16 protein-coding genes and 3 pseudogenes are annotated in these 20,867 nt (G+C 44.3%); 8 read left to right on the forward strand and 11 right to left on the reverse strand.

The annotated features are described in order from the left end of the window. Positions 1-136: 136 nt before the first annotated feature. Entirely contained in the window at positions 137-1,057 is a 921-nt protein-coding gene (locus AB4307_RS19015; protein ID WP_029236538.1) for an IS5 family transposase, read from the forward strand. 103 nt (positions 1,058-1,160) lie between these two features. Here the strand turns inward: AB4307_RS19015 and AB4307_RS19020 are convergent, their stop codons facing one another. After that, positions 1,161-1,994, reverse strand: coding sequence for an alpha/beta fold hydrolase (locus AB4307_RS19020; RefSeq protein ID WP_372132999.1), 834 nt, complete (start codon positions 1,992-1,994; stop codon positions 1,161-1,163). A gap of 460 nt (positions 1,995-2,454) precedes the next feature. Here AB4307_RS19020 and AB4307_RS19025 point away from each other — a divergent pair, with 460 nt between their 5' ends. After that, positions 2,455-3,837, forward strand: coding sequence for an MATE family efflux transporter (locus tag AB4307_RS19025; RefSeq protein ID WP_102320436.1), 1,383 nt, complete (start codon positions 2,455-2,457; stop codon positions 3,835-3,837). Between the two features lie 113 nt (positions 3,838-3,950). Here the strand turns inward: AB4307_RS19025 and AB4307_RS19030 are convergent, their stop codons facing one another. The 7 genes and pseudogenes from AB4307_RS19030 to dsdA form a co-directional block, all read right to left on the reverse strand. Next, positions 3,951-4,511, reverse strand: a complete 561-nt coding sequence (locus tag AB4307_RS19030) for a type II secretion system protein (RefSeq protein WP_372133002.1) — start codon at positions 4,509-4,511, stop codon at positions 3,951-3,953. Between the two features lie 414 nt (positions 4,512-4,925). Continuing rightward, positions 4,926-5,780, reverse strand: a pseudogene (locus tag AB4307_RS19035) (DUF1214 domain-containing protein); the annotation flags it as partial. A 226-nt stretch (positions 5,781-6,006) separates the two neighbouring features. Next, positions 6,007-6,633: a LysE family translocator gene (locus tag AB4307_RS19040; protein ID WP_372133005.1), complete on the reverse strand. Its 627-nt coding sequence runs from the start codon at positions 6,631-6,633 to the stop codon at positions 6,007-6,009. 234 nt (positions 6,634-6,867) lie between these two features. Beyond that, the gene (locus AB4307_RS19045) at positions 6,868-7,731 is read right to left on the reverse strand and encodes a delta-class carbonic anhydrase (protein WP_372133008.1); all 864 of its coding nucleotides are present in this window, start codon (positions 7,729-7,731) and stop codon (positions 6,868-6,870) included. A gap of 357 nt (positions 7,732-8,088) precedes the next feature. Further along, positions 8,089-8,550, reverse strand: coding sequence for a putative periplasmic lipoprotein (locus tag AB4307_RS19050; protein ID WP_102429070.1), 462 nt, complete (start codon positions 8,548-8,550; stop codon positions 8,089-8,091). A 226-nt stretch (positions 8,551-8,776) separates the two neighbouring features. After that, positions 8,777-9,577 (reverse strand): hypothetical protein, encoded by an 801-nt coding sequence (locus tag AB4307_RS19055; RefSeq protein WP_065583740.1) that lies wholly within the window; start codon positions 9,575-9,577, stop codon positions 8,777-8,779. A 209-nt stretch (positions 9,578-9,786) separates the two neighbouring features. Next, a pseudogene (dsdA, locus tag AB4307_RS19060) lies at positions 9,787-10,416 on the reverse strand (D-serine ammonia-lyase); the annotation flags it as partial. Positions 10,417-10,548: 132 nt separating this feature from the next. On the opposite strand from dsdA, the gene AB4307_RS19065 reads away from it, so the two are divergent. After that, positions 10,549-11,742 (forward strand): CynX/NimT family MFS transporter, encoded by a 1,194-nt coding sequence (locus tag AB4307_RS19065; protein ID WP_137002116.1) that lies wholly within the window; start codon positions 10,549-10,551, stop codon positions 11,740-11,742. Between the two features lie 29 nt (positions 11,743-11,771). Here the strand turns inward: AB4307_RS19065 and AB4307_RS19070 are convergent, their stop codons facing one another. Together AB4307_RS19070 and AB4307_RS19075 are read right to left on the reverse strand one after the other, a co-directional pair. Next, positions 11,772-12,569 (reverse strand): helix-turn-helix transcriptional regulator, encoded by a 798-nt coding sequence (locus AB4307_RS19070; RefSeq protein ID WP_372116220.1) that lies wholly within the window; start codon positions 12,567-12,569, stop codon positions 11,772-11,774. Between the two features lie 56 nt (positions 12,570-12,625). Further along, positions 12,626-13,159, reverse strand: a complete 534-nt coding sequence (locus tag AB4307_RS19075; RefSeq protein ID WP_372133012.1) for a YbhB/YbcL family Raf kinase inhibitor-like protein — start codon at positions 13,157-13,159, stop codon at positions 12,626-12,628. A gap of 243 nt (positions 13,160-13,402) precedes the next feature. Between AB4307_RS19075 and AB4307_RS19080 the strand changes: the two genes are divergently transcribed. The 4 genes and pseudogenes from AB4307_RS19080 (at position 13,403) to AB4307_RS19095 (ending at position 18,701) form a co-directional block, all read left to right on the forward strand. Further along, positions 13,403-14,812 carry an ATP-binding protein gene (locus tag AB4307_RS19080; RefSeq protein WP_372133014.1) on the forward strand — a complete coding sequence of 470 codons (1,410 nt, stop codon included), beginning with the start codon at positions 13,403-13,405 and terminating at the stop codon, positions 14,810-14,812. Beyond that, on the forward strand, positions 14,790-15,437 hold the full coding sequence (locus tag AB4307_RS19085) for a response regulator transcription factor (RefSeq protein WP_372133017.1): 648 nt from the start codon (positions 14,790-14,792) through the stop codon (positions 15,435-15,437). Before AB4307_RS19080 ends, AB4307_RS19085 begins: the two co-directional genes overlap by 23 nt. After that, a complete protein-coding gene (locus tag AB4307_RS19090; RefSeq protein ID WP_017060501.1) occupies positions 15,437-16,249 on the forward strand; it encodes a DUF2861 family protein in 813 nt (270 codons plus the stop codon). Before AB4307_RS19085 ends, AB4307_RS19090 begins: the two co-directional genes overlap by 1 nt. Positions 16,250-16,352: 103 nt before the next feature. Further along, positions 16,353-18,701: pseudogene (locus AB4307_RS19095) on the forward strand (glycoside hydrolase). Between the two features lie 68 nt (positions 18,702-18,769). Here the strand turns inward: AB4307_RS19095 and AB4307_RS19100 are convergent. Further along, positions 18,770-19,672: a LysR family transcriptional regulator gene (locus AB4307_RS19100; protein ID WP_017064671.1), complete on the reverse strand. Its 903-nt coding sequence runs from the start codon at positions 19,670-19,672 to the stop codon at positions 18,770-18,772. A 128-nt stretch (positions 19,673-19,800) separates the two neighbouring features. On the opposite strand from AB4307_RS19100, the gene AB4307_RS19105 reads away from it, so the two are divergent. Beyond that, a complete protein-coding gene (locus tag AB4307_RS19105; protein WP_372133020.1) occupies positions 19,801-20,865 on the forward strand; it encodes an HlyD family secretion protein in 1,065 nt (354 codons plus the stop codon). The last annotated feature ends 2 nt before the right edge of the window (positions 20,866-20,867 follow it).

The following is a 20,867-nucleotide window of genomic DNA, read 5'->3' on the forward strand; positions in this document are numbered from 1 at the left end:
CTCACTCAATTTGAGCTTGACAGACTGCTTTCAGGCTTCACAATTATCGGCCACGAACGGCTTTGTTTCCTAAATCAGGGAACTAATGCTTAAAGCTACGATCAGATCATCTAAGTTCACTCACATACTTAGAGCAATGCCAAAGCCTCGCTACAGAACAACTAACTGGAAACAATATAACCAAGCCCTAATCAATCGTGGTTCACTGACATTCTGGATTGATGAGGAAGCGATTCAACAGTGGAAGCAACTCAAGCAAGGTAAACGAGGTCGACCTCGATTGTTTAGTGACTTAGCCATTACGACCGCCCTCATGGTTAAACGAGTATTCGCGATGCCGTTGAGAGCGTTACAAGGATTCATCGATTCTGTTTTCAAACTCGCTCAACTCCCGTTGTCATGTCCTCATTATTCATGCATCAGTAAACGAGCCAAAACGGTTAATGTGTCATTCAAGACAAAGACCCGAGGCGCAATACAGCATTTAGCCATTGATGCAACAGGGCTAAAGGTCTACGGTGAAGGTGAATGGAAAGTAAAAAAACATGGTACTGACGGGAAGCGTCGAGTTTGGCGTAAGCTCCATTTAGCCGTAGACACTGGCACTCATGAAATCATTGCGGCTGAGTTAAGTTTATCGAATGTCACTGACGGTGAAGCTCTTCCTAATTTACTGAATCAAACTCGTCGTAGAATCAATGAGATATCTGGTGATGGAGCTTACGATACAAGACAATGCTACGAAGCAATACGTATTAAACAAGCTGTTCCACTTATTCCACCGAGAGAAGGTGCTGCTTTTTGGTTACGAGGTCACCCCCGTAATCTGGCGGTAGCTTGCCAGAAATTATACGGCTCAAATAAACATTGGAAAAAGAAGTACGGTTACCATAAACGGTCACTTTCAGAGACGGCTATGTTCCGTGTAAAGACACTGTTTGGTGGGCGATTAAGTTTAAGAAACTATAATGCTCAGGTTGGTGAAACCTACGCCATGATTAAAGCGTTGAATAAGCTCACAGGGTTAGGTATGCCTAAAACGATAGAAATAGCCTAATAATCACCCATACTGGCCGTTTCTATCTGAGATCCAATTAGGAAACAAAGCCCCAGCTAACCAACAATCCACATATAGACTTTCTATTATCGTTGTTGAATATCTAAGTTTTGGTTCTATTTGTAACGCCAGTAATAAACTTATCTACTTCCGCATAGAACTTGGCCGGATCGTTTTGCACCCAGTGGTTTGCGCCCTCAAATGAAACGTTGTCTAACGTACTAATAAACTCTTTCGCACGCTCACAACCCTCTAGGCTGTCAGCACCCCAAAAATATACTTTAGGTATGGATAAGTTTTCGAAAATTTGTCCCCAGCCAACCACGCCACGGATATCTTGAGTCGCATGTTGTTCGTAGATTTCACTGGCGGTTTGACCAAGAACCTCTGGCTCACATCTTCTAACTGACGAAAGATACTTAACACCTGCTCCGTGTCCCCAAGCCATGGGAAAACGTTTTGAGAAACCTTCTCCTTTCACCCAGTTCGCAAACTCGTCAGTGCTTAGTTCAGAATATGTATCTGCAATAATCTGGGATAGGATGATGCTTTCTTCGTGCAGTCCGCCTTCAGCATTAATGAAACCACGCACGATGCCTCTCGTGTCGTATTCACAAATCAACGTCGATGTATCGCCTCCCCAAGAGTGCCCAAGTAGAAAGCAACCATGGATGCTCAATAAGTCGAGTGCTTTCAATATTCGATTTGCTTGAGTTTCTGTTGAGTGGGATATATTCGAAGCAGGAGAATAGCCATAACCACACAGGTCGAACATGACTAAGTTGTAATTCGGTAGCCAGTCAAACACATCGGCAAAACATAAATGCGACTCACCCAACCCATGAATCAACACCAGTGTTTCCTGAGACTCTTTGATATCAGTCGACAAGCAATAAAGCTGATCACCATCGATCTCTAACCACTTTTCTATCAACACATTATCCTCACACTTCTAATCGCAGACTTTGGATTTATCTTAACGAATCCAACACGATAAGAAAGGTTAATTTGGTTAAGTTTTATAAACTTATTGACCTTACTGTAAGGGGAAGGTTTAAGGTCAACTCACGAGCTCAATATAACTAGGAAACGATTATGGGATGTTGCAATAAAGCGCCAAAAGGTGGAGCCCCTCTTGGCTTACTTTTAAAAGTCACGCTTGGAATTGGGTTATTTGTGTTTCTGCTGGCATTGTGGCAATAGGAGAGTTATCCAGCACTAGATTTGAAGCTAAGACGTGGCGGTATATATCAGAGCAACTTGAACTCAATAAATCCAATGCTTGACCCTATACGGTAAGGTGTTTATATTGTCGCCCGCCCAACGGGGCACATCCTAAAATACACACCGGCCATCCTGCCATCATTCGTGTATTTATATTGGTGTTGTGAACTTCCATGCTAACGAAACTTCGTCCTTTTACTCGTGAATCGGGTGCACTTATGCATCTTTCGGTTCCAATCATTTTGACTCAAATAGCGACCCAAGCGATGGGATTTGTCGATACGACAATGGCTGGCCAAGTAAGCCCTGCCGACCTCGCCGCAATTGCACTCGGCACTAGCCTTTGGATTCCTGTATTGCTGCTACTGCGTGGCGTGATTATGGCGCTAACGCCTGTTGTCGCTTACCACCGTGGCGCACGTGACTTTCAAAGTATCTCTGTTGAATTCTTCCAAATGGTTTGGTTGGCATTAATTGCTAGCGTATTACTCATCGCTTACTTGGTGAGTGCGAAACCGATCTTAGAATGGATTGGGGTTGCCGCTGAGATCATCCCTATCGGCAGTGACTATGCGTTTGCCTTAGCCTTTGGTGTGCCGGGGATTGCCCTGTTCTACACCTTGAATGGTTTCTGTGAAGGTATGAACAACACCAAAGTACCAATGATCATTTCTGTGGTTGGTTTATTGGTGAATATTCCGGTCAACTACGTGCTTATCTACGGTAAATTTGGGTTCCCTGAAATGGGCGCTGTGGGTTGTGGTTGGGCGACAAGCTTGGTTTATTGGTTAATGTCAGGAATGCTGTATTCCTACATTAAAGGTCATCACCATTACAAGACCATCATCAACTTTTCAGATGCGAAGCCAAAAGCAAAAGAGATGCTTCACCTTCTAAGATTAGGTTTACCTATCGGGATGAACATTGCAGTGTGTGGCAGCATCTTTGCGGTAATCGCACTGATGATTGGTCGTATTGGCGCTGAGAACGTAGCAGCCGCACAAATTGCACTCAACATTTCGAGCCTGACTTACGTGATTCCGATGAGTATCTCTTTTGGTATTACGATTCGTGTTGGGCACGCTTTGGGTGAAAAAGATGAACTTGGCGCGATTGAGCGTAGTAAAGTCGGTATCTTAGTTGCAGCGTTAATCTCGTTGCTGTCGGTAGCAATGTTCCTACTGTTCCCTGAATTAATCATTAGGCTTTACACGACAGACCCAGTAATCAGCGCAACGGCAGCAGTGTTATTGACCTTTACTGCGATGTACCAGTTCAGCGATGCATTGCAAACGTCTGCTAACGGCGCACTTCGTGGCTATAAAGATACTAAGATCCCGATGATCTTAGCTATCGCTTCATACTGGGGCTTGGCACTACCACTTGGCATGGTGTTGGGCTTAACAGACCACATTGTTCCAGCAATGGGTGAAGAAGGCTTTTGGATTGGTATTCTAACGGGATTAAGCGTATCAGCTGCATTGATGTTGCTTCGCTTGCGATACGTAATTAAGAAGCGTAACTTGCCACCAGCAAGTGCTCCATTGGCAAACTAAGATAGACCTATAAGCTAATACAAAAAAGCGCGTTATTGCCATTTGGTAATAACGCGCTTTTTTATTGAATTCGAATAAGCTTTAATCTAAATAGAATCGTTTAGCTGCTCTGGTTAACATTCGTCGTTCACTACACGAACGGTACATTCACAGCCGCCCTCAGGACATTCGCTCCCATTCGTTCGACCAAAAGAATCATAGATAACATAACAACCCGAAGGTAAGGCATCATCAGTTATGTTATTGCTGTCAAGGTCAGCTTCACTAAATGAATGAGTGTACCCAACGACAGTGTGTCGATTTCCAACAGCCGATGTTAAATTGTCATCTTCAGATAGCGTCAGAAAATCAATCATATCAAGTCCGTCACCTTCATCCCCCTCACTTTCAGGACATAGCGTTCCCCAGTCGACCTCAACTCGGCCGATACCGAAATCGATCACATAGTTACTTTGGTCATCTGGGTTTTCTGCACTAGGGTTAAGCCCAGCAATAATGGCCTTAGAGGTTACTTGTGTGATCACCCCTTCCATCGCACCCGCAACACCTTCAAGTACCGCTTCTCTCGCTGATTCCTGAATACCAAGGAATCTTGGAGCAGCCGTTACCGCTAGTACTCCGAGTATCACGATCACGATGATTAATTCCATTAAAGTAAATCCGTTTTTCTTCATGACATCCGCATCTTTTGATAACTTAAATATTCGATAACCCAATGAATTACCTATAACTATACACCTCAAATAGGACTCATAACACTCCACGGCTATCGGTTTTTATAACGCTGGTATGTGGTATTTGTTCCCTTTAGAGGCATCAAAGATAACTGGAAGCGTTGTCACATAAGGTGTCAGCGGGTTTAAATTCGAACAAATACGTGGGGAAACTGAAAGTATCGATGGAAGAAGGTTTAATTGATTTATTTGAACTGAGGCACGCTGCGTATAACCAAAGTTAGACCATTTTTTGACTCGCACTTTGTGTCTCTCTACTTAAGAAAGCAAGAAATGAAATAGAACCCATAAAAAACGCGCTACTACCACGGGTAATAGCGCGTATCTATCAATCGTTGTACGACTATCGCAACATTAGTTCACTGCTTTCACGTAAGGAAGCACTCGGAATCCATCGCGTACTTTTTGGCTTGGAATGTAATGGCGGAAAGCTAAGTTAAACACACCAGAATCGTTCTCTGTTTTGATGTTGTTTACTGCATCATCACCACAACCAAAGCTTACTGTGTAAGTGCCGTCTGCATTTTTCTCAGCCGTGTTTGAGCTAACGTTCGCCACTTCATCAAACATGAAACCTTGCTTGTTGTAGACCGTTACCGACCAAAACGCTTGGTTTTTAGGGTCATCAAAGGTCGCCTGATGACAAGTGTCTGCTAGGAAGTTACCTGAGACTTCGTAAATATTGTCATCTAACTGCGCGCCACCCCAACCGATAGCCGCACCCACTGCGTACTTCTCTTTGGTAAACATCTCTTTTGAAGCATCTCCAGGGCTGGTAAACATACCAAACGTCGCCTGAGCACCATCGCGTTTCAGTAGTTTCGGCATTTCCATCTTAAGGTTTTTCTCTACCTCATCGAATGATTTCTCATCCACTTGCATTGCCATGAATTCGCCGTCTGCTTTTGCATCAATACTCATCTGATCTTGGATTTTATGAACTTCATCTTTGGTGAACGTCGCATCAGTACGAACGATGACATACACGTGGTCACCACTGTGAGTAGAAAGATCAAACGTACCAGAACCGTATTGCATTGGCTGAATGCGGTGGTCTTCTGTAATCACCTCCATCGACATGTATTTGCCTTCAGGAATCTCAGGCAACGTAATCGTCGCGCCTTGTGAAACGTTAATTACAGCCATTGAGTAGTAAGTGTCTCGGTTCATTCGAACCACAGGCTGTTTATCGGTTGGCGTGAGTTCGCGTTACGTTCCTCTCTTTGATTAAAACACTTAACGACACCAATAAGTTTAGATCCAGCCGAGAAAGCTGTTGTTCGATAGTCATCATAAGACATGCATCTGAGTAATATCACTCGTTAAATAATTGCACCATTGTGACTAACAAACAAGTCTCTGTTTAAACGATGGCATTTATATCCAACTAAAAAGGCGAACCCATCGGTTCGCCTTTTTGTTTAAAGATTCGTATTTATCGATTGATCGCCAAATATGAGCCAGCAGCAATCATTATTCCACCAGCACTTTGGTTTAACCTTTTATGTGCGCGTGGCGTTTTTAACAAACCTGCCATTCTGCCCGCGCCCACAGCGATAAGCATTAAGCCTGACATCAGAGCAACAGATGCTAAAGCAGAAACTAATACGATATCTTGTAAGCGCAGAACAGTCAGATCAATAAAAGTCGGCAAGAACGAAATATAAAACAGAATCACTTTAGGGTTCGATGCTGAAATCAAAAAGCCTTGCGCGAAACTCGCGAGTTCAGATTTCTGACTCTGTTTGGCCGCAAGTTCCGCAGAGCCTTGCACTTCAGGCAGGCTCTTAAACATCTTGTAGCCCAAGTAAATCAAATAAGCTGCACCAACATAGCGAATCACCTCAAACGCAATCGACCAATTCTCGGCAATCGTTGCTAGACCGAAACAGGCAAGCGCAAGGTAAATAAGATCACTGCATATCATACCTAACGAAAGCGTGACGCACTTTCGCCATCCTTGAACCATAGCACGAGCTAAAATGGCAAAGACGCCAGGCCCCGGAGTAATACCAAATACAAACATGGCAATAAAGAATGTAATCGCACTTTCTAATGACATTGGACTGTCCTTTCCTATAACCCAACATAATTGATCATGAACGTATCATGGAGCTTCGATTCTGGTAAAGAACGTTTTTTACTAAATACGATTTACACAACTCATGTATTGAATAAGTGTCGCACGTAATTTACCCACCAGACTTAATTAAACCTAAACCTAAGTACTTTTCGTTAGGGCATAAAAAAGGCGAACCTATTGGCTCGCCTTAATCATTTTGTTCGCCAGAATCGTTTAGTCGTTACGAATGGGTGATAACAACTCGGGGTTAACCACCAAGTTTCTCACACCGTGGGCGTGATCTTCGTTAAAGTCATTGCCTTCACACCAGCTACCTACTGTCGCGATATTTACTTTCGCGACTTGTGGTCTAACGCTCCATGTTACTTGGAAAGGTGAACCTTGCTCATTATAACCAGGACCCGTTGTAGAGCCTGCGTATTGGATCGCTGAGCCCGTATCTTGTGGGATGTTTGGTGCTTGGTGTAAGCCGTTCACTTTTGAATGTTTAGCGAGCGCTTCAAAGTCGGGTGCTTTGTCGTCATTCACTAATACGTAAACTTGGGTTTCTACACGCAGTTGCGGGTTGGTAATCGCATCGTTAAAACAAGCACCCAGTGTTTCACCCGGTTCAACTTGCGCCGTTGAATAAACATAGTGAACTTCAATGGTGTCACCCGAATGCAAAGAACCATGCTCGCTCGGACAAACCTTGCCCTCAAATGGTTTCAGCTCAGCAGAACTCAGCTTGCCTGTGTATTTAAAGCCACTCTGGAATCCCTTACCATCACCGTTACCAGCGTATTGAGTAAACTCTCCACCTTTATGCTCAGCATTTTTATGGAAGTGAATATTACATAAGTTCATCGCTGTTGAATCAGGGGCATCCGAGAACAGCCTAGTATTTTTACCTTCTAATGAACCCAAATCTCGTGGAGCTTGCGGTCCAAAACCTTGTCCTTGGGTATTTTCAGAAAGCTTAGCTCTTTGTTCTGCGATAACACCATCTGATACAGACTCATGGCTCGCGTCTGATGCATTTGCATGAGCTGACAACATCACCAATGCGGCACTTAAAAACACACTCTTATTCTTCATTTTTCTTCCCTAGAATATTGATAACTAAACCCAAACCGACTTAACAGCAAACATCTTACTATGCTCGTAAGTGAATATAAGACTTGTCTTTGTAAGATTAGATTTCATTACTTACTTTGGGATGAGTATTAGAACCCTTGATACATATAACAAGTCAAACAGGGTAAATTCGGCGACTCCCTTCCAGAACTAATAATTTCCTATTTTCGTTAACCCTCGCCTGACTCAGCGCTCAGATAAGTGTGCATGATTCTTAGGAACAACGGTGGCCAGATTTAGAAGATCAAAAAAGGCGAACCATCTGGCTCGCCTTCACGTTTCATTCTATCTATTAGGTTGTGGTTCTAAGTTAACGATTTAACCGTTACCGGTGGCAAATATCCCAAACGTCATGACGTTCAATGCATCTGTCACGCCCTCTAGTGATTTAATCACCGTCTTAGTCGGTTTATTATGACGAATAAAATAGCTTCCGATGCCTTTTTCACCGCCACTCTTAGCATCGCTTTCCGTTGTTTCTGTCGCTGCTACTTGAGAAGGTCCCACTGATTCTGGCTCTGCATTGGCGTGAGCTATCGTGTCTTTATTTGAATCAAGGTTAGTGAGTGGTTGATGATTAACGATTGAATCATGGGAAGAATCAACGCTGGTCTCAGCGTTTGTATCCTTTGAAGTCTCGAGATTACTCTCTCCCTCTATACTTTTCGACATAGCGTCTTCGTTGCTCAATGTCTCGTCGTCTAGCTGATGATTACTCGTTGAAGAACAGGCTGTTAAGAAGAACAGGCTAACGATGAATATGAGTAAGTTTCTCATCATAATGATAAAGCACGAATTAATAAAACATTGTTCGATTGTATTTTATTTGGCTGACGACATCCAGTGATAAGGGGAGTAAACACGAACAGTCACGGTCTTGAAGAGTAAACAAAAGCGTACGGGTTTAGTGCTTAAGAATAATAATTCGAGAGCTCAATTAGGTTGCCCGCCGCTTATCATCTGAAAGGTGGTGTCAGTTAGGCTTGGGGATTCACACGCTATAAGCTTAATCTTTACTGGAACACAGTTCAGAGATTCGGTCACACATGGCTTGGTTGACTGCGAAGTGGGTGTTGAGGAATGCTAGTTGGGCAAGTGCCGATTCAGCGGTGCGCTCGTAGCCTTGGGTAAAGGTTGGTAGCAATTGGGCAAACTTAGGGAAGCGTGCTTCTAGCCTTCTATCCGACATAAATTCATCAACGAATTCAGGCTCAGACTGTTCAGTTTGATCCACAAGATCGATCAAACGATCGAGTGCGTAAGATTGAACGAACCGACTGCCCGACAGCTTTTCGCCTCGGTTATAACGAGACATACCCACATAAAGATTGGTTAGAGCCTCACCAATGATCCAATCTTGGGAATTAGTGTCTGTCTCCCCTTTTATTGGTGAAACACAACACTGTGTATCAAATTCATGTTGCTGCCAAACAATACGCCCTTCAGCAAACGGAATGTGCGCTAACTCGTGGGGTTCAAACACTGCAAACTCACAAAAGATTCCGTCAGCGTACAGAACTTTATAGCCATCGACGGTATTTCTCACTGCGTAGTCGATTGAGTGAATATCAGATAGCCAATGCAAACTGTCTAAGAAATACTGCTTGTGCCCTGTTTGCACTATTGCGAAAAAATCGACATCTGAATACTGATCAAGTCGTTCTGTTTCAATACCTACTGAGCCCAATCCCAGCAAAGCATGAGCCTTACCCGATGCTTCCAAAGACTCCCCAATAGCATCTAAACGCTGGAGTAATTTTTCTGGTGTGTTTATGTGTCTTGTCTGTATCACTTTGTCCGTCTGCATTGCTCAATCCCTATCAAGTTGAATGCCACTCAACCTAACTGATAGTTAGAACATCTAAGAAGCTTAGTTTATAAAATGTGTGTTTTGGATAACGATCTGCGCAAGTTATTGTTTGAATTAAGGTGGGATTTAGAGGTGAGAAAGAGTGTGTACAGGCTATAAACAACACTCTTCTATCATGACTTATCTTTTTAGCAGCTCATATTTGCAACAACGTTGACGCCATGCTCACGAAGTTTGCTTTTCTTCCAAGCTCTCGCGTCTGCCGACATGTGAACAGAGACCGTAAAACCCAATTTGGCACTCATGATACCGATCGACATGCCTAGATTACCCGTGGATCCTACCGCAATGCTGTATTGTTGGAACAAGTCACGGAATTCAGGTTCGAGCAACTTACTATAGTCATCGCTCTCACACAGTAACCCGGCTTCAATCGCAAGCTTCTCGGCATGTGTTAGTACTTCATAAATACCACCACGCGCTTTGATTGAACCTGAAATCGGCAAATGGCTGTCTTTCTTCATCATCAAACGCCCTTTTATTGGCTGCTGATAATGTGCTCCCAATGCTGATTTCATAGATGGAATGTCAACAAGCTCAGACTCGATGATGCCATTGGTCGCTTGAGTTTCAGGAAACGCCTTGGCTAGATAAGGAGCAAACCTTTGCAGCCTCATGCTCGCATCGTGAATATCTTGTTCGCCTAAACCCACATAAAGCAAACCGCGCTCCAGAGTCGTCATATTTGGGTTAAACCAAACCACTTCTTCCAATGCAATCAATTGTTGAAGCAGTGGGAAGTCCGAGATGAGCTTGTCGATATTTAATACAGTCATGGGTGACTTTTCTGGCTAAGCGCGTACTGCGCAGGTTCAATCATTAGTAAACCTATTTAAACGGTATTTGTGTAATCATTCAATGATCTGTAGGCTAGCCTGTCTTCTCATAAGCAAACAGTAGAACAACCTATGAGCGCCTCTCTTCGTAATAGCATTTTCGTGATGTTAGGGATTCTATTTCTAGCACTTAACCTTCGTGGGCCTTTTACGAGCTTGGCTCCTGTGCTTTCTCAGGTTATGGAAGGCCTCAACCTTACGTCATCGGCTGCAGGCTTCTTAACAGCTTTGCCACTGTTAACTTTTGCCTTATTCTCACCATTAGTCACCAAGATATCCCAACGAATTGGTCTAGAGCCTAGCCTGTTATTAGGCTTAGTTCTGATCACTACGGGTATTACACTGCGCTCTGCTGGGTTAACCCCAACCTTGTATATCGGCACGGTGATGATCGGGCTTGGTATCGCGATTGGTAATGTGTTGTTGCCTGTAGTAGTGAAAGTTAGCTTCCCGACACGCATCGCTACTGTGACTTCTCTGTACATCTTTACGATGGGCATCGGTTCGACGTTAGGCTCAAGTTTGATGGTGCCGTTTTCAAATCTAACCTTATTTACGATCACGGGTTGGCAATTAGCGCTGTTAATGAACTTGGTATTTCCAATATTAGCTTTGATGATCTGGTTGCCTAAAATCAGAAAACGCTCATCTTCGGCCAGCAATAACAAGCAACAAGACAAACCTCTGCCGATGAAACAGATGATTAAAAGCGGCGTAGCGTGGCAAGTAACGTTAGCGCTTGGGCTTAACTCATTTACCTTCTACTCTTTGGCTGGCTGGTTGCCACAGATATTGAACGATCTTGGCTACAGCGAAATCGACGCGGGCTACATTTATGGATTTCTGCAATTTTCGACTATGGTTCCGGGGCTGCTGTTACTGCCGTTCTTAGCCAAAAGTGACAATCAACAATGGCTCATCACTCTGTGTGCATCGAGTGTATTTGTTGGATTGATTGGTCTTCTGTATTTGCCTGAGTTTGCGATCTTTTGGGTGGGACTGTTTGGATTAGCCAACTGCTCGACATTTATTATCGCGCTCTCTTTTGTTGGCTTGCGTACATCGAATAGCAGCCAAGCCGCATCATTGTCGGGTATGGCTCAGGGAATCGGTTATGCGTTGGCAGCCACTGGCCCAACGCTGGTGGGTAAGCTTCATGCTCAGACAGATTCTTGGAGTGTGCCGATTCTGTTGGTCGCATCTGTTGCCTTTGCGTGCACGATTTTCGCGGCATTGGCAGCACGAGATAAGAAAGTGAGCGTTTAGGCAAACAGAACGATTATGGTATCGCGACTTTATTTGCTCGCGACTCTATGGCTGACGACGGTTTTGATGTATTCACTTGGCGACAAACCAAATTTGCCTTTAAAGCGCTGACTAAAACGCCCTTCCGATTGGTAACCGCAAGACTGAGCCAACATCGCCACATTCTGCTGTCCGTTTTGCATCAGATAAAGCGCGTGACTCAAGCGAACTTCAGCCAGTACCTCACGATATTGCATGCCTTCCAGTTTGAGCTTCCGAATCAATGTGGCTCGGCTCATCGCAAAACGCTCCGCCACCGACTCTAATGGATGTTTCTCATCTGGTGAATGTGAAAGGTAATGGCTGAGCTTTTGGCTAAACGAGACGTTGGCACTGACAAACAATAGATGCAACACCCCTTTTTCAGCTAATTGCTGGTACAAGCCCTGCAACCAAAACTGTTGAGTCTCTTTGCTCATGCTCTGTGTATCAAAAGAGAACAGAGCATTGAGTGAGTCTTGTAAGTTTCGATCCGCTTTTACTGTAGGCAGTCCCAGATCATTCGACCGTTCCTCACTTAAATCAAGCATCGCCTGAGAAGGTTGGAATTGAAAGCTGAACACTCGCGACAAGAAGCGCCCTTTGTGGGGCATGTTCTCAAAACTTAGTGAAGCTGATGCCTCACACAACAACAGCTCAGAATGTGAGAGCTCTGCCGCTGAATCTTTCCAAAACAGGCGCTTACTGCCTGTAATAATCTGAATGATACTAGGGGATAGAATCCTCACATTACGCAGTTTTTGTAACTGCTCTGCACGAAAGATCGTCACTTGATATTGATGATTCATCTCATCCCCTTGTTTACTTATTATGTACGTGTATAAGCTTTAACGTACATAAGCTATTAACGTGTATAAGTTGCGGTCAGTTTAGCTTTGTCTAAAGCCATGCTGTTCAACGTGAATCCAACCACAGCCGACGGCGTATTTTCGTCGAGGTTAAGTTTGTCCGTTGGTAATGCCCAAACCGTGAACTGGTAACGGTGCATACCATCTTTTTCTGGAGGACAAACGCCACCGTAGCCAACTGTACCATAATCAATGCGACCTTCTTTGCCACCGACTTTAGAGATGTCGACACCGCGAGGTAGCTCGTTCACAGTTGCAGGGATATCAAACGTAACCCAATGCCAGAAGCCACTTTCAGTCGGTGCATCTGGATCATAAGCTGTGATAGCAAAGCTTTTGGTACCTGCTGGTGCATCTTTCCACATCAATTGTGGTGATTGATTATCGCCGTCACAACCCCAACTAGAGTATTCAAAAGTCTTTGCCATTGGGTGACCTTCTTGAATATCGTTGCTGGTTAATTCGAACGCATGAGCAGAGCCTGTAGCCAAAATACTGATTGCCAATACTGATTTGATGATGAGTTTCATGATGGTTCCTCTTATTAGGTATGAGCCCAGTATAGCCCCCTCATTTCGCCCAATAATGACAGTAAGTACACAATTATCTATTTTATTTCAAATAAATGATACTTACTGTATTTGTACTTTATTATTTAAAAGCATGACCCACTCGACAATTTGTTGTTAAAAGAACACTTGTTGACATTCAGGTTACAAATCGCGCCCAAAACTCTTTAGACTCGCCCCACGACTTTTAACGAGAATGATTGGATGCGCAGGTTTACATTAGCTCTTTGCTTGATCTTTTGGCTCCCAACCCTAGTCAATGCCCAAAGTTTGCAAGATAAATGGCAAACTCTGTATCAACTGAGCTGGCAATCATCCCCACTCTTAGTATCTCAACAAGAGTTGGCTCAGTATCCGAAAGTTCTGCTCCATGAAAATAGCCGCTATCCTGATTTCAACCAATTCAGTTGGGACGACATCGCAGCGTTAGCGTCAATACAAGATCACTGCCAAGCGATTGAAAGCAGTAACCCTTCATTACATGAAGCCATCGAGTTCGAGCTCGCTCTGTGTCAGCAACAAACATTAGATTCGATTTGGTTTGCAGCACACTCCAAACGTCACCCTGCCGGTGGCAGCTTTGCTGGTCGTTATTTGGCAGCTTACCCAGACGTAAGCGACCAAATACGCCCGTTTTTGAGTATTACCAACCCACTGCACCCTTTATATACCAAGCTAGAAGCACTCACGGCACAAGGCAGAGAAGCACTGCTCAATGGATACCGCGCTTGGCAACAAGACGATGTGCTTTGGTTAAGTGGCGAACAAGGCTGGAAAGCCATTCCCTTAGATGTTTGGCAACCTATTGCAGAGCAGCAAGAACTATCGTTGGCAGGTGAAACCTGTACTTTTCGTTACAGCAACGTGTGCTTAAGCGAGCCTAGCAATGACAATCTGATCATGAAAACCTTGATATTTTCATTGCTGTTAACGTTGCTTTCCGGGCTCGCTAGAGTCTTATACCTAAGAACAAAACAACGAAAAGAGAGGCAGTTCGTTTTACAGCTTCTTACTCATGAACTGCGCACGCCCATTACTAGCCTTGGCTTAACTGTTGAGATGTTCAGAAATCGCTACGATGACTTTTCGGATGAAACTCAAAGTGCAGTTTGGCGTTTAATATCTGACTATCAACGGCTCTCTCAGCTCACCGAAAACAGCAAAGTGTACCTAAGTTCGGATCAGTCAGAGCCTTTGTTGAAGCAAAACGCTTCATTAGAAGAGTGGCTCGATCATGTCTGTGAAAAGCACAATATTTCTTATCAATGTGAAGCGCGTGAAGTTGAACTGAACCTTCCCTATTACTGGCTAACCATCTGCTTGGATAATCTAATCAAGAATGCCAAACAACATGGTAAAGGTGAGGTTTTGGTAAAGGTCGAACTCGGTGACAAGCTGACGATTGAGGTACAAGACGAGGGGCACTTCCCTTCACCGATACAACGGCTCATGTCTGGTGTCACGCCAAGTGAAACGCACGAACTGGATAACATGGGCATTGGCCTGACTATTGTCGAGCACTTGATGAAGCAAGCGAATGGCCGCCTCATTATTCTTCGTAACCCAACCCGATGTATTTTGGAAATTGCTTATGAACACCCTACTGCTGATTGAAGACGACCAACTGCTTGGACAAGGCCTCGTCAGCTTCTTTGAATCCAATGGTTACCAATGCCTTTGGGCGAAGGATTCAGAGAATGCCAGTAAGAAATGGTTTCGAGCCGATCTTGTGATACTGGATCGACAGCTTGAAGATGGGGACAGCTTGCAACACCTTCCAAACTGGTTGCTCCTCAAAGCGCTGCCTGTGATTGTGTTGACCGCTAAAGTAGAAGTTCAACAACGTGTTGAAGGTTTAATGACGGGTGCCAAAGACTATGTGACTAAACCATTTTCGAACGACGAATTACTCGCTCGAGTCATTACCCAGCTACGTCCGTTAGGTGTGAGCCTCTTAACTTACGCAAATATCCAAATCAACTTGTCGGAACGGATCGCTTATCTGGATGAAAGCCCTGTAACACTAAAACCTAAAGAGTTTCAGCTATTGGTACTGTTTGTTCAGAACCAAAGTCGTGTGTTTCACCGAGATGAATTACTCAATAAGATTTGGGGATATCAGGCTTTTCCTAGTACCCGAACTATTGATAATCACATACTGCGCTTACGCCAGAAGCTGCCAACATTGAATATAGAAACACATCGTGGCGTTGGTTACCGCTTGGCCGGGGAATCATAATGAAAGTTACTTCGTTAACCGCACTGATCTACACATTGCCGCTCGCAAGTCATGCGGCATGGTTTACCGACACGCCATTGCAGCACACCTATCAATCTCTACTTGATGACCAACCTCAAGTTGCGTGGCAAGAGCTGCAAATCGCACTCGATCACAAATCACTCGATAGTGAGCTTTGGCTGCCAGTCAAACAAGAGATCCTGAGCCAGACTCAATGTGGAACCTTACTCAAACAAAGTGCTGAGCCAAAACACCACATCCAAGTCAGCTTCATTCGACGCTATGGCCTGTCGTCGCACGGTTATCAAATCAAAGTCTCTGCCGAGCAACTCAGCAAAGGCTCAGAAACTCAAACTCTTTCTTTGGTATCGCCTAAAGGTAAAGTCCTTCTCGATGGACAACTCGCTTCCAATAATGAGTATCAAGAGATTGAAACCAATGAAATGTTCATCAAACCCGAATCTGGTGTTTATCAACTAAAGATAGGTTCAAATCACTACCCTATTATTGTCGCTTTAAATAACAGTAATCGATGGCTGACGCTCGAAAGTAAACTCAGCGAACCACATATCGTGCTCTCGCCTCCAAAGGTGATCGACAACTGCCCCGACGCTAACGTGAGTTGGCAATGGTTTGATGAAAACTACAACCTGCTGGGTTACAAAGTGCCAATCAAAACAGCGCAAGCACCCGTTCCCACAGAAAGTCCACTTGGAACCAAAGCCAAGCACTTGAGTGCTTCGGTTGAAATGTTTGAATACCAAGGCGCTATTGAAGTCCAATATGTGCAGCGCGTCGCCGTGCCTTTCTAATGGAAAACCACTAAAGCCAAACAGAAAATAGAGACATATAGGTGACAAAGCACTAGCGCTACTTAGGTGTAATAACCGTACTTACCCTTTACGGAATCTAGATATGCTCAGCGTACGTCACCCACTCAATCTTTCTAATTTTGCCATTGTGGCTTTAACAACAGCTTGTCTGTTTTCATCCAACGCACAAGCGAGCCAAATAACGCTCACCAGTAACAACAATACCGTCGCTACCTCATCGAATACTTTAGAGGTCGATTGGAACGGCTTAAGCGTTAACAGTGCTGCTCTCACCGTTGATAGCCAACCACAGAAAGCGACCAATCTGGTCATTGGCTTTTCCGATAAAGCTGACTCAGCAAAAATCGCCACTTGGACCTTAGTACCCAGTGGAATAAACGTTAAGGCAGAGCTTAATCAAGACCAGCTCACTTTTCAGTTCAGCTTACCTTCAAATATACAGGTGAAACGAAACAAACCCATCGAATTGGCGTGGTTTGATCTTGCCGAACAACAAACTCAGACACTATTTCTTCCGTTTAGTGAAGGTATGCGCGTGCCTACTGACAACAAGCTTTGGGCAAGTTATCTCGTCGGTAACCATTCTGGAAGTAACACTACTCAAGACTTGAAGATGCCTTTTTGGACAGTACAGCAAAACAATCATTTCATTAGCTATCAAATGGTTAATGCAACCAACAATCAACTGCTCTTTTCAGATGCATCCTCTAATGCTTCCTCAAATACAAAAACCAAAATTGATATGAAGGCAGCACACCAATTTACGATGCTCAATCAGTCACAACCTTTTCTTGTTCGTATCACCCTCGGAGACTCGTGGTTAGATGGTGCCAAACAATACCGAGATTGGCGCATCAATAATGACCAGTCTGAAACGCTTGTAGCAAAGCAAAAGCGCAATCCAGATGTGACTAAGTTGATCGGCGCGAGCCACGTTTACCTATTTGGCAAAGACCCATTAAGCATCCAAGATGTGAGTGACTGGTGGGGATTGAAAACATGGTATCTAGAGGGCTCTAAACTCAATGTTTCTGCGGAAGCGAAAAGAGAGCTATCGTCACTCTCCAAGGGGAAAGATTGGTTCAGTCAGTACCACAAACAACTATTGTTGGACTCTATTAGCCAGTCATTGCAGGTGTTATATCCTGTTGGTAATCCGACTCTCGAAGACAACACGATTAAAGCGTAATACAAAGCAGCACAGGATAAGAAGAACTGGTTGCTAGAGCACGCTTCCCCTTACCTAAACTCGTCAGAGACTTGGGGACAAGCGCTGTCTTCAGACATGGTCGCTAATCTAAATAAGGCAGGTTTAAAAAAACTGTGGCTAGGATTCGACAATTGGATGCCAGCATTCTATCAACCTAACGCTGTGGGTCTGGCAAAACAGTCCGGATATCTGGTCGGTACTTACGATTCCTACAACACCGCAATTCCTGCGAAGCTCAATGACAACTGGCTAACCGCTCAATTACCAGAGCCGATGCGTCAAAGTTGTGCGATTGAACTAGCGGATGGGAGTTTGAAAAAAGGATTTCGTGGAAACGGCTTTTACTTAAACCCGAACTGCCATTTAGAATACGTAAAACAGCGTGCTCAAGACATTATGAGATTCGGCAACTTCAACAGCTTGTTCTTAGATGTTGATGCAACCGCCATGGCACGTGAAGATTACCGCGTCTCTATAGACAGTAATGGCAATACAAACGACGAATCAGACATGCTTTCTGCGTTCAACAACCGAATGAAGTGGCTTAGCGAGCAACCTTCGTTAGTATTAGGCTCTGAAGACGGCAACAGCCTAACAACAAAAGGCATCGCGTTTGCACACGGCTTAGAAACGGTTGGTTTTGGTTGGACAGACAAAGACATGAAAGAGAACCGCCAATCTCCCTATTACTTAGGTCGTTGGTACCCAGACCACAAGCCCGACTTCTTCTTTAAGCCGGCCGAGGTTAAAGAGCCCTATAAGTCGCTACTGTTTTCGCCTCAATATCGAATTCCACTTTACCAAGCCGTTTTCCATGATGAAGTAATCAATACGCACCATTGGCATTCAGACAGCCTCAAGTTCACTAATGTACAAGCAGAACGTGACTTAAACGCCATGCTGTACAACACACCACCGATGGTTCACTTGACCAGAGATGAAGCTTTATCAAGTTCAAGCCAGAGAATCAAAGCACTCAAACACTATCAAGATGGCTTTGAACCAATGCACGAACAGTTATGGGATAAACAGTTAGTCGATTCCGAATGGTTAGATAAGAGCGGCGATGTTCAACAAACTGAGTTCAGTGACGGGAGTAAGATCATTGCTAACTTTTCTAACAAGGCATTTCGTTACAACGGTGTCGATATTGCTGCCCTATCGGTCAAAGCTATATTGGCGAATGGGCAAGTCGTCGACTGGCAGCCCGATCATAGTTAGCTTCGATACGGTTTAGACAATAACGAATAATAGGAAGCCTAAGCACTTAACCGCTAAGGTTTTCCCCGTTACTTTTGCTTCCTATTTTGAAAGGCAGTCAGTAGATAGTCGATAAAGACCTTTTTACGTTTCGGCATCAACTGCCTGTCTGCATACACTAGGCTTACTGAAACTTCTGGCATCTCATATTCAGGTAACAGACGAATCAGCTTACCTGTCTTAAAGTGTTCCCGACAAATGAATTCAGGAAGCACCGCCAAGCCGAGCCCATCCACACACGCTGTTAGGCATGCCGTGATGGTATTCACCCGCAACTGACACGGTAGATCGATCAAAATCGACTCTCCGCCTTCTAATTGTAAATGCCACTTGGGTAGACGCGCGGCCTTGTTCACCACCTCAATCATTCTGAATGGCGGTTCAAGATCATCGGGTGAAGAGACGTCATCGAACTGCTCTAAATACTCAGGGCTGGCTGCCAATACACGCTTTGATGTTGTGAGGTAGCGAGAAACCAAGCTCGAGTCCACTAGCTCACCAATTTGTGCGTAAAGATCGATCCCCTCCGCAATGATGTCGACTTCTCGATTCGACAGTTCTAAGTTCAAAGTCACGTTTGGGTGCTCTTTTAGGAAGCTGTGGATGTATTTAGCTAATACTTGATGCCCCAATTCGACAGGCAACACAACATTTAACTGCCCTCGGATCAAATCCTGATTGGCTGAAACCTCTAGCTCAGCTTGGTTCATGATCTCTTGCATCTGCATGCTCGACTGATAAAAGCGCTCACCCTCTGGCGTTAAGACTAAACTTCGTGTCGAACGAGTGATCAACCTCACACCTAGATGCTGTTCCAGCTCGTCTAGCTTTCGGCTGACGGTCGACTTGGTCATGTTCAATGCTTCAGCTGCGTGCGTGAAACTCCCACAATCAACAACTTGTGTAAAAACAGTCACAGCATTTAAGTCCATCGTACTTCTCCCAAAGCGCCATTAGTTAGATTTTTGCAATAGTGTTTCCCTTTTTTCCTATCTTATCAATCAATCGAATTCATTTACAATTCGTTACATCTAAATAAAAACAAAATGAGAAAGAAAAAATGACAGAGAACAACAACGCTTCGCAAACAGTAAGCACAAAAAAACGTAAAAAAGCTCCGCTTATTGCTACTGCGATCATGCTGTCATTGGGTTTAGCCGGTGCTGGATACTGGTACGGCTATGGCCAGTACTTTGAATCTACCGACAATGCCTACCTACAAGGCGACATCACGAATATTAGCCCTAAGGTCTCTGGCTATATTGTTAAGTCTTATGTGAGTGATAACCAATCGGTTAAAGAAGGTGATTTGCTGGTTCAAATCGATGACCGTGATTACCAGTCAGCACTCGCTCAAGCAAACGCCCATTTAAGCGTCGTGCAATCAGACGTCAAAAATCTAGTGGCACAACAAACGTTACAACGTAGCAAGACCAATCAAGCAGAAAGCCGCGTTGATTCTGCACAAGCTGAATACGAACGCGCGATTCAACAAGTGGTACGTTCTCGTAGCTTACTAAAGCGTAACTACGCGTCTCAAGATGAAGTCGATAGCATGGTTGCACAACAAAAAGTAACTCAGGCAGATTTAGAAGAAGCAAAAGCAAACCTCGTTGCAACCAATGACCAATTAACCGTTATCGCTAGTGAGATTGAGCAAGCAAATGCATCCGTGACCGAAGCTCAAGCCCAGAGAGATCAAGCACAGCTTAACCTTGATTACACCAAAATTTACGCGCCAGCAGATGGCGTGATTGGTAAACGCAGCGTACGTGAAGGCTTGCTGATTCAAGCAGGCGCACCACTGATGAGCTTGGTACCAAACAACCAAGTGTGGATTGAAGCCAACTTCAAAGAAACACAGCTAAGTGGTATTCACAAAGGTCAGACGGTTGAAGTAGAGCTGGATGCGTTCCCGGGGCAGCCTCTTGAAGGTGTGGTAGACAGTTTCTCCCCTGCGACTGGCGCTAAATTTGCGCTCCTACCACCAGAAAACGCGACCGGTAACTTCACTAAAATCGTTCAACGTGTACCGGTTAAAATTACTATTCCAGATCAGCAAGAGTTGAAAGGTCGACTGCTTCCTGGTTTGTCTGTGGTAGCGACCATCGATAAACGAGGCTAGAC

Origin of the sequence: Vibrio sp. 10N.261.52.C2 (assembly GCF_041471425.1) — a bacterium.
In the GTDB taxonomy this organism is placed as follows: domain Bacteria; phylum Pseudomonadota; class Gammaproteobacteria; order Enterobacterales; family Vibrionaceae; genus Vibrio; species Vibrio crassostreae_C.

Bases quoted from the DNA above. Each gene is read 5' to 3' on its own strand.
- AB4307_RS19015 (WP_029236538.1), top strand. From the start codon at position 137: ATGCCAAAGCCTCGCTACAGAACAACTAACTGGAAACAATATAACCAA.
- AB4307_RS19025 (WP_102320436.1), top strand. From the start codon at position 2,455: ATGCTAACGAAACTTCGTCCTTTTACTCGTGAATCGGGTGCACTTATG.
- AB4307_RS19030 (WP_372133002.1), bottom strand. From the start codon at position 4,511: ATGAAGAAAAACGGATTTACTTTAATGGAATTAATCATCGTGATCGTG.
- AB4307_RS19040 (WP_372133005.1), bottom strand. From the start codon at position 6,633: ATGTCATTAGAAAGTGCGATTACATTCTTTATTGCCATGTTTGTATTT.
- AB4307_RS19045 (WP_372133008.1), bottom strand. From the start codon at position 7,731: ATGAAGAATAAGAGTGTGTTTTTAAGTGCCGCATTGGTGATGTTGTCA.
- AB4307_RS19050 (WP_102429070.1), bottom strand. From the start codon at position 8,550: ATGATGAGAAACTTACTCATATTCATCGTTAGCCTGTTCTTCTTAACA.
- AB4307_RS19055 (WP_065583740.1), bottom strand. From the start codon at position 9,577: ATGCAGACGGACAAAGTGATACAGACAAGACACATAAACACACCAGAA.
- AB4307_RS19065 (WP_137002116.1), top strand. From the start codon at position 10,549: ATGAGCGCCTCTCTTCGTAATAGCATTTTCGTGATGTTAGGGATTCTA.
- AB4307_RS19070 (WP_372116220.1), bottom strand. From the start codon at position 12,569: ATGAATCATCAATATCAAGTGACGATCTTTCGTGCAGAGCAGTTACAA.
- AB4307_RS19075 (WP_372133012.1), bottom strand. From the start codon at position 13,159: ATGAAACTCATCATCAAATCAGTATTGGCAATCAGTATTTTGGCTACA.
- AB4307_RS19080 (WP_372133014.1), top strand. From the start codon at position 13,403: ATGCGCAGGTTTACATTAGCTCTTTGCTTGATCTTTTGGCTCCCAACC.
- AB4307_RS19085 (WP_372133017.1), top strand. From the start codon at position 14,790: ATGAACACCCTACTGCTGATTGAAGACGACCAACTGCTTGGACAAGGC.
- AB4307_RS19090 (WP_017060501.1), top strand. From the start codon at position 15,437: ATGAAAGTTACTTCGTTAACCGCACTGATCTACACATTGCCGCTCGCA.
- AB4307_RS19100 (WP_017064671.1), bottom strand. From the start codon at position 19,672: ATGGACTTAAATGCTGTGACTGTTTTTACACAAGTTGTTGATTGTGGG.
- AB4307_RS19105 (WP_372133020.1), top strand. From the start codon at position 19,801: ATGACAGAGAACAACAACGCTTCGCAAACAGTAAGCACAAAAAAACGT.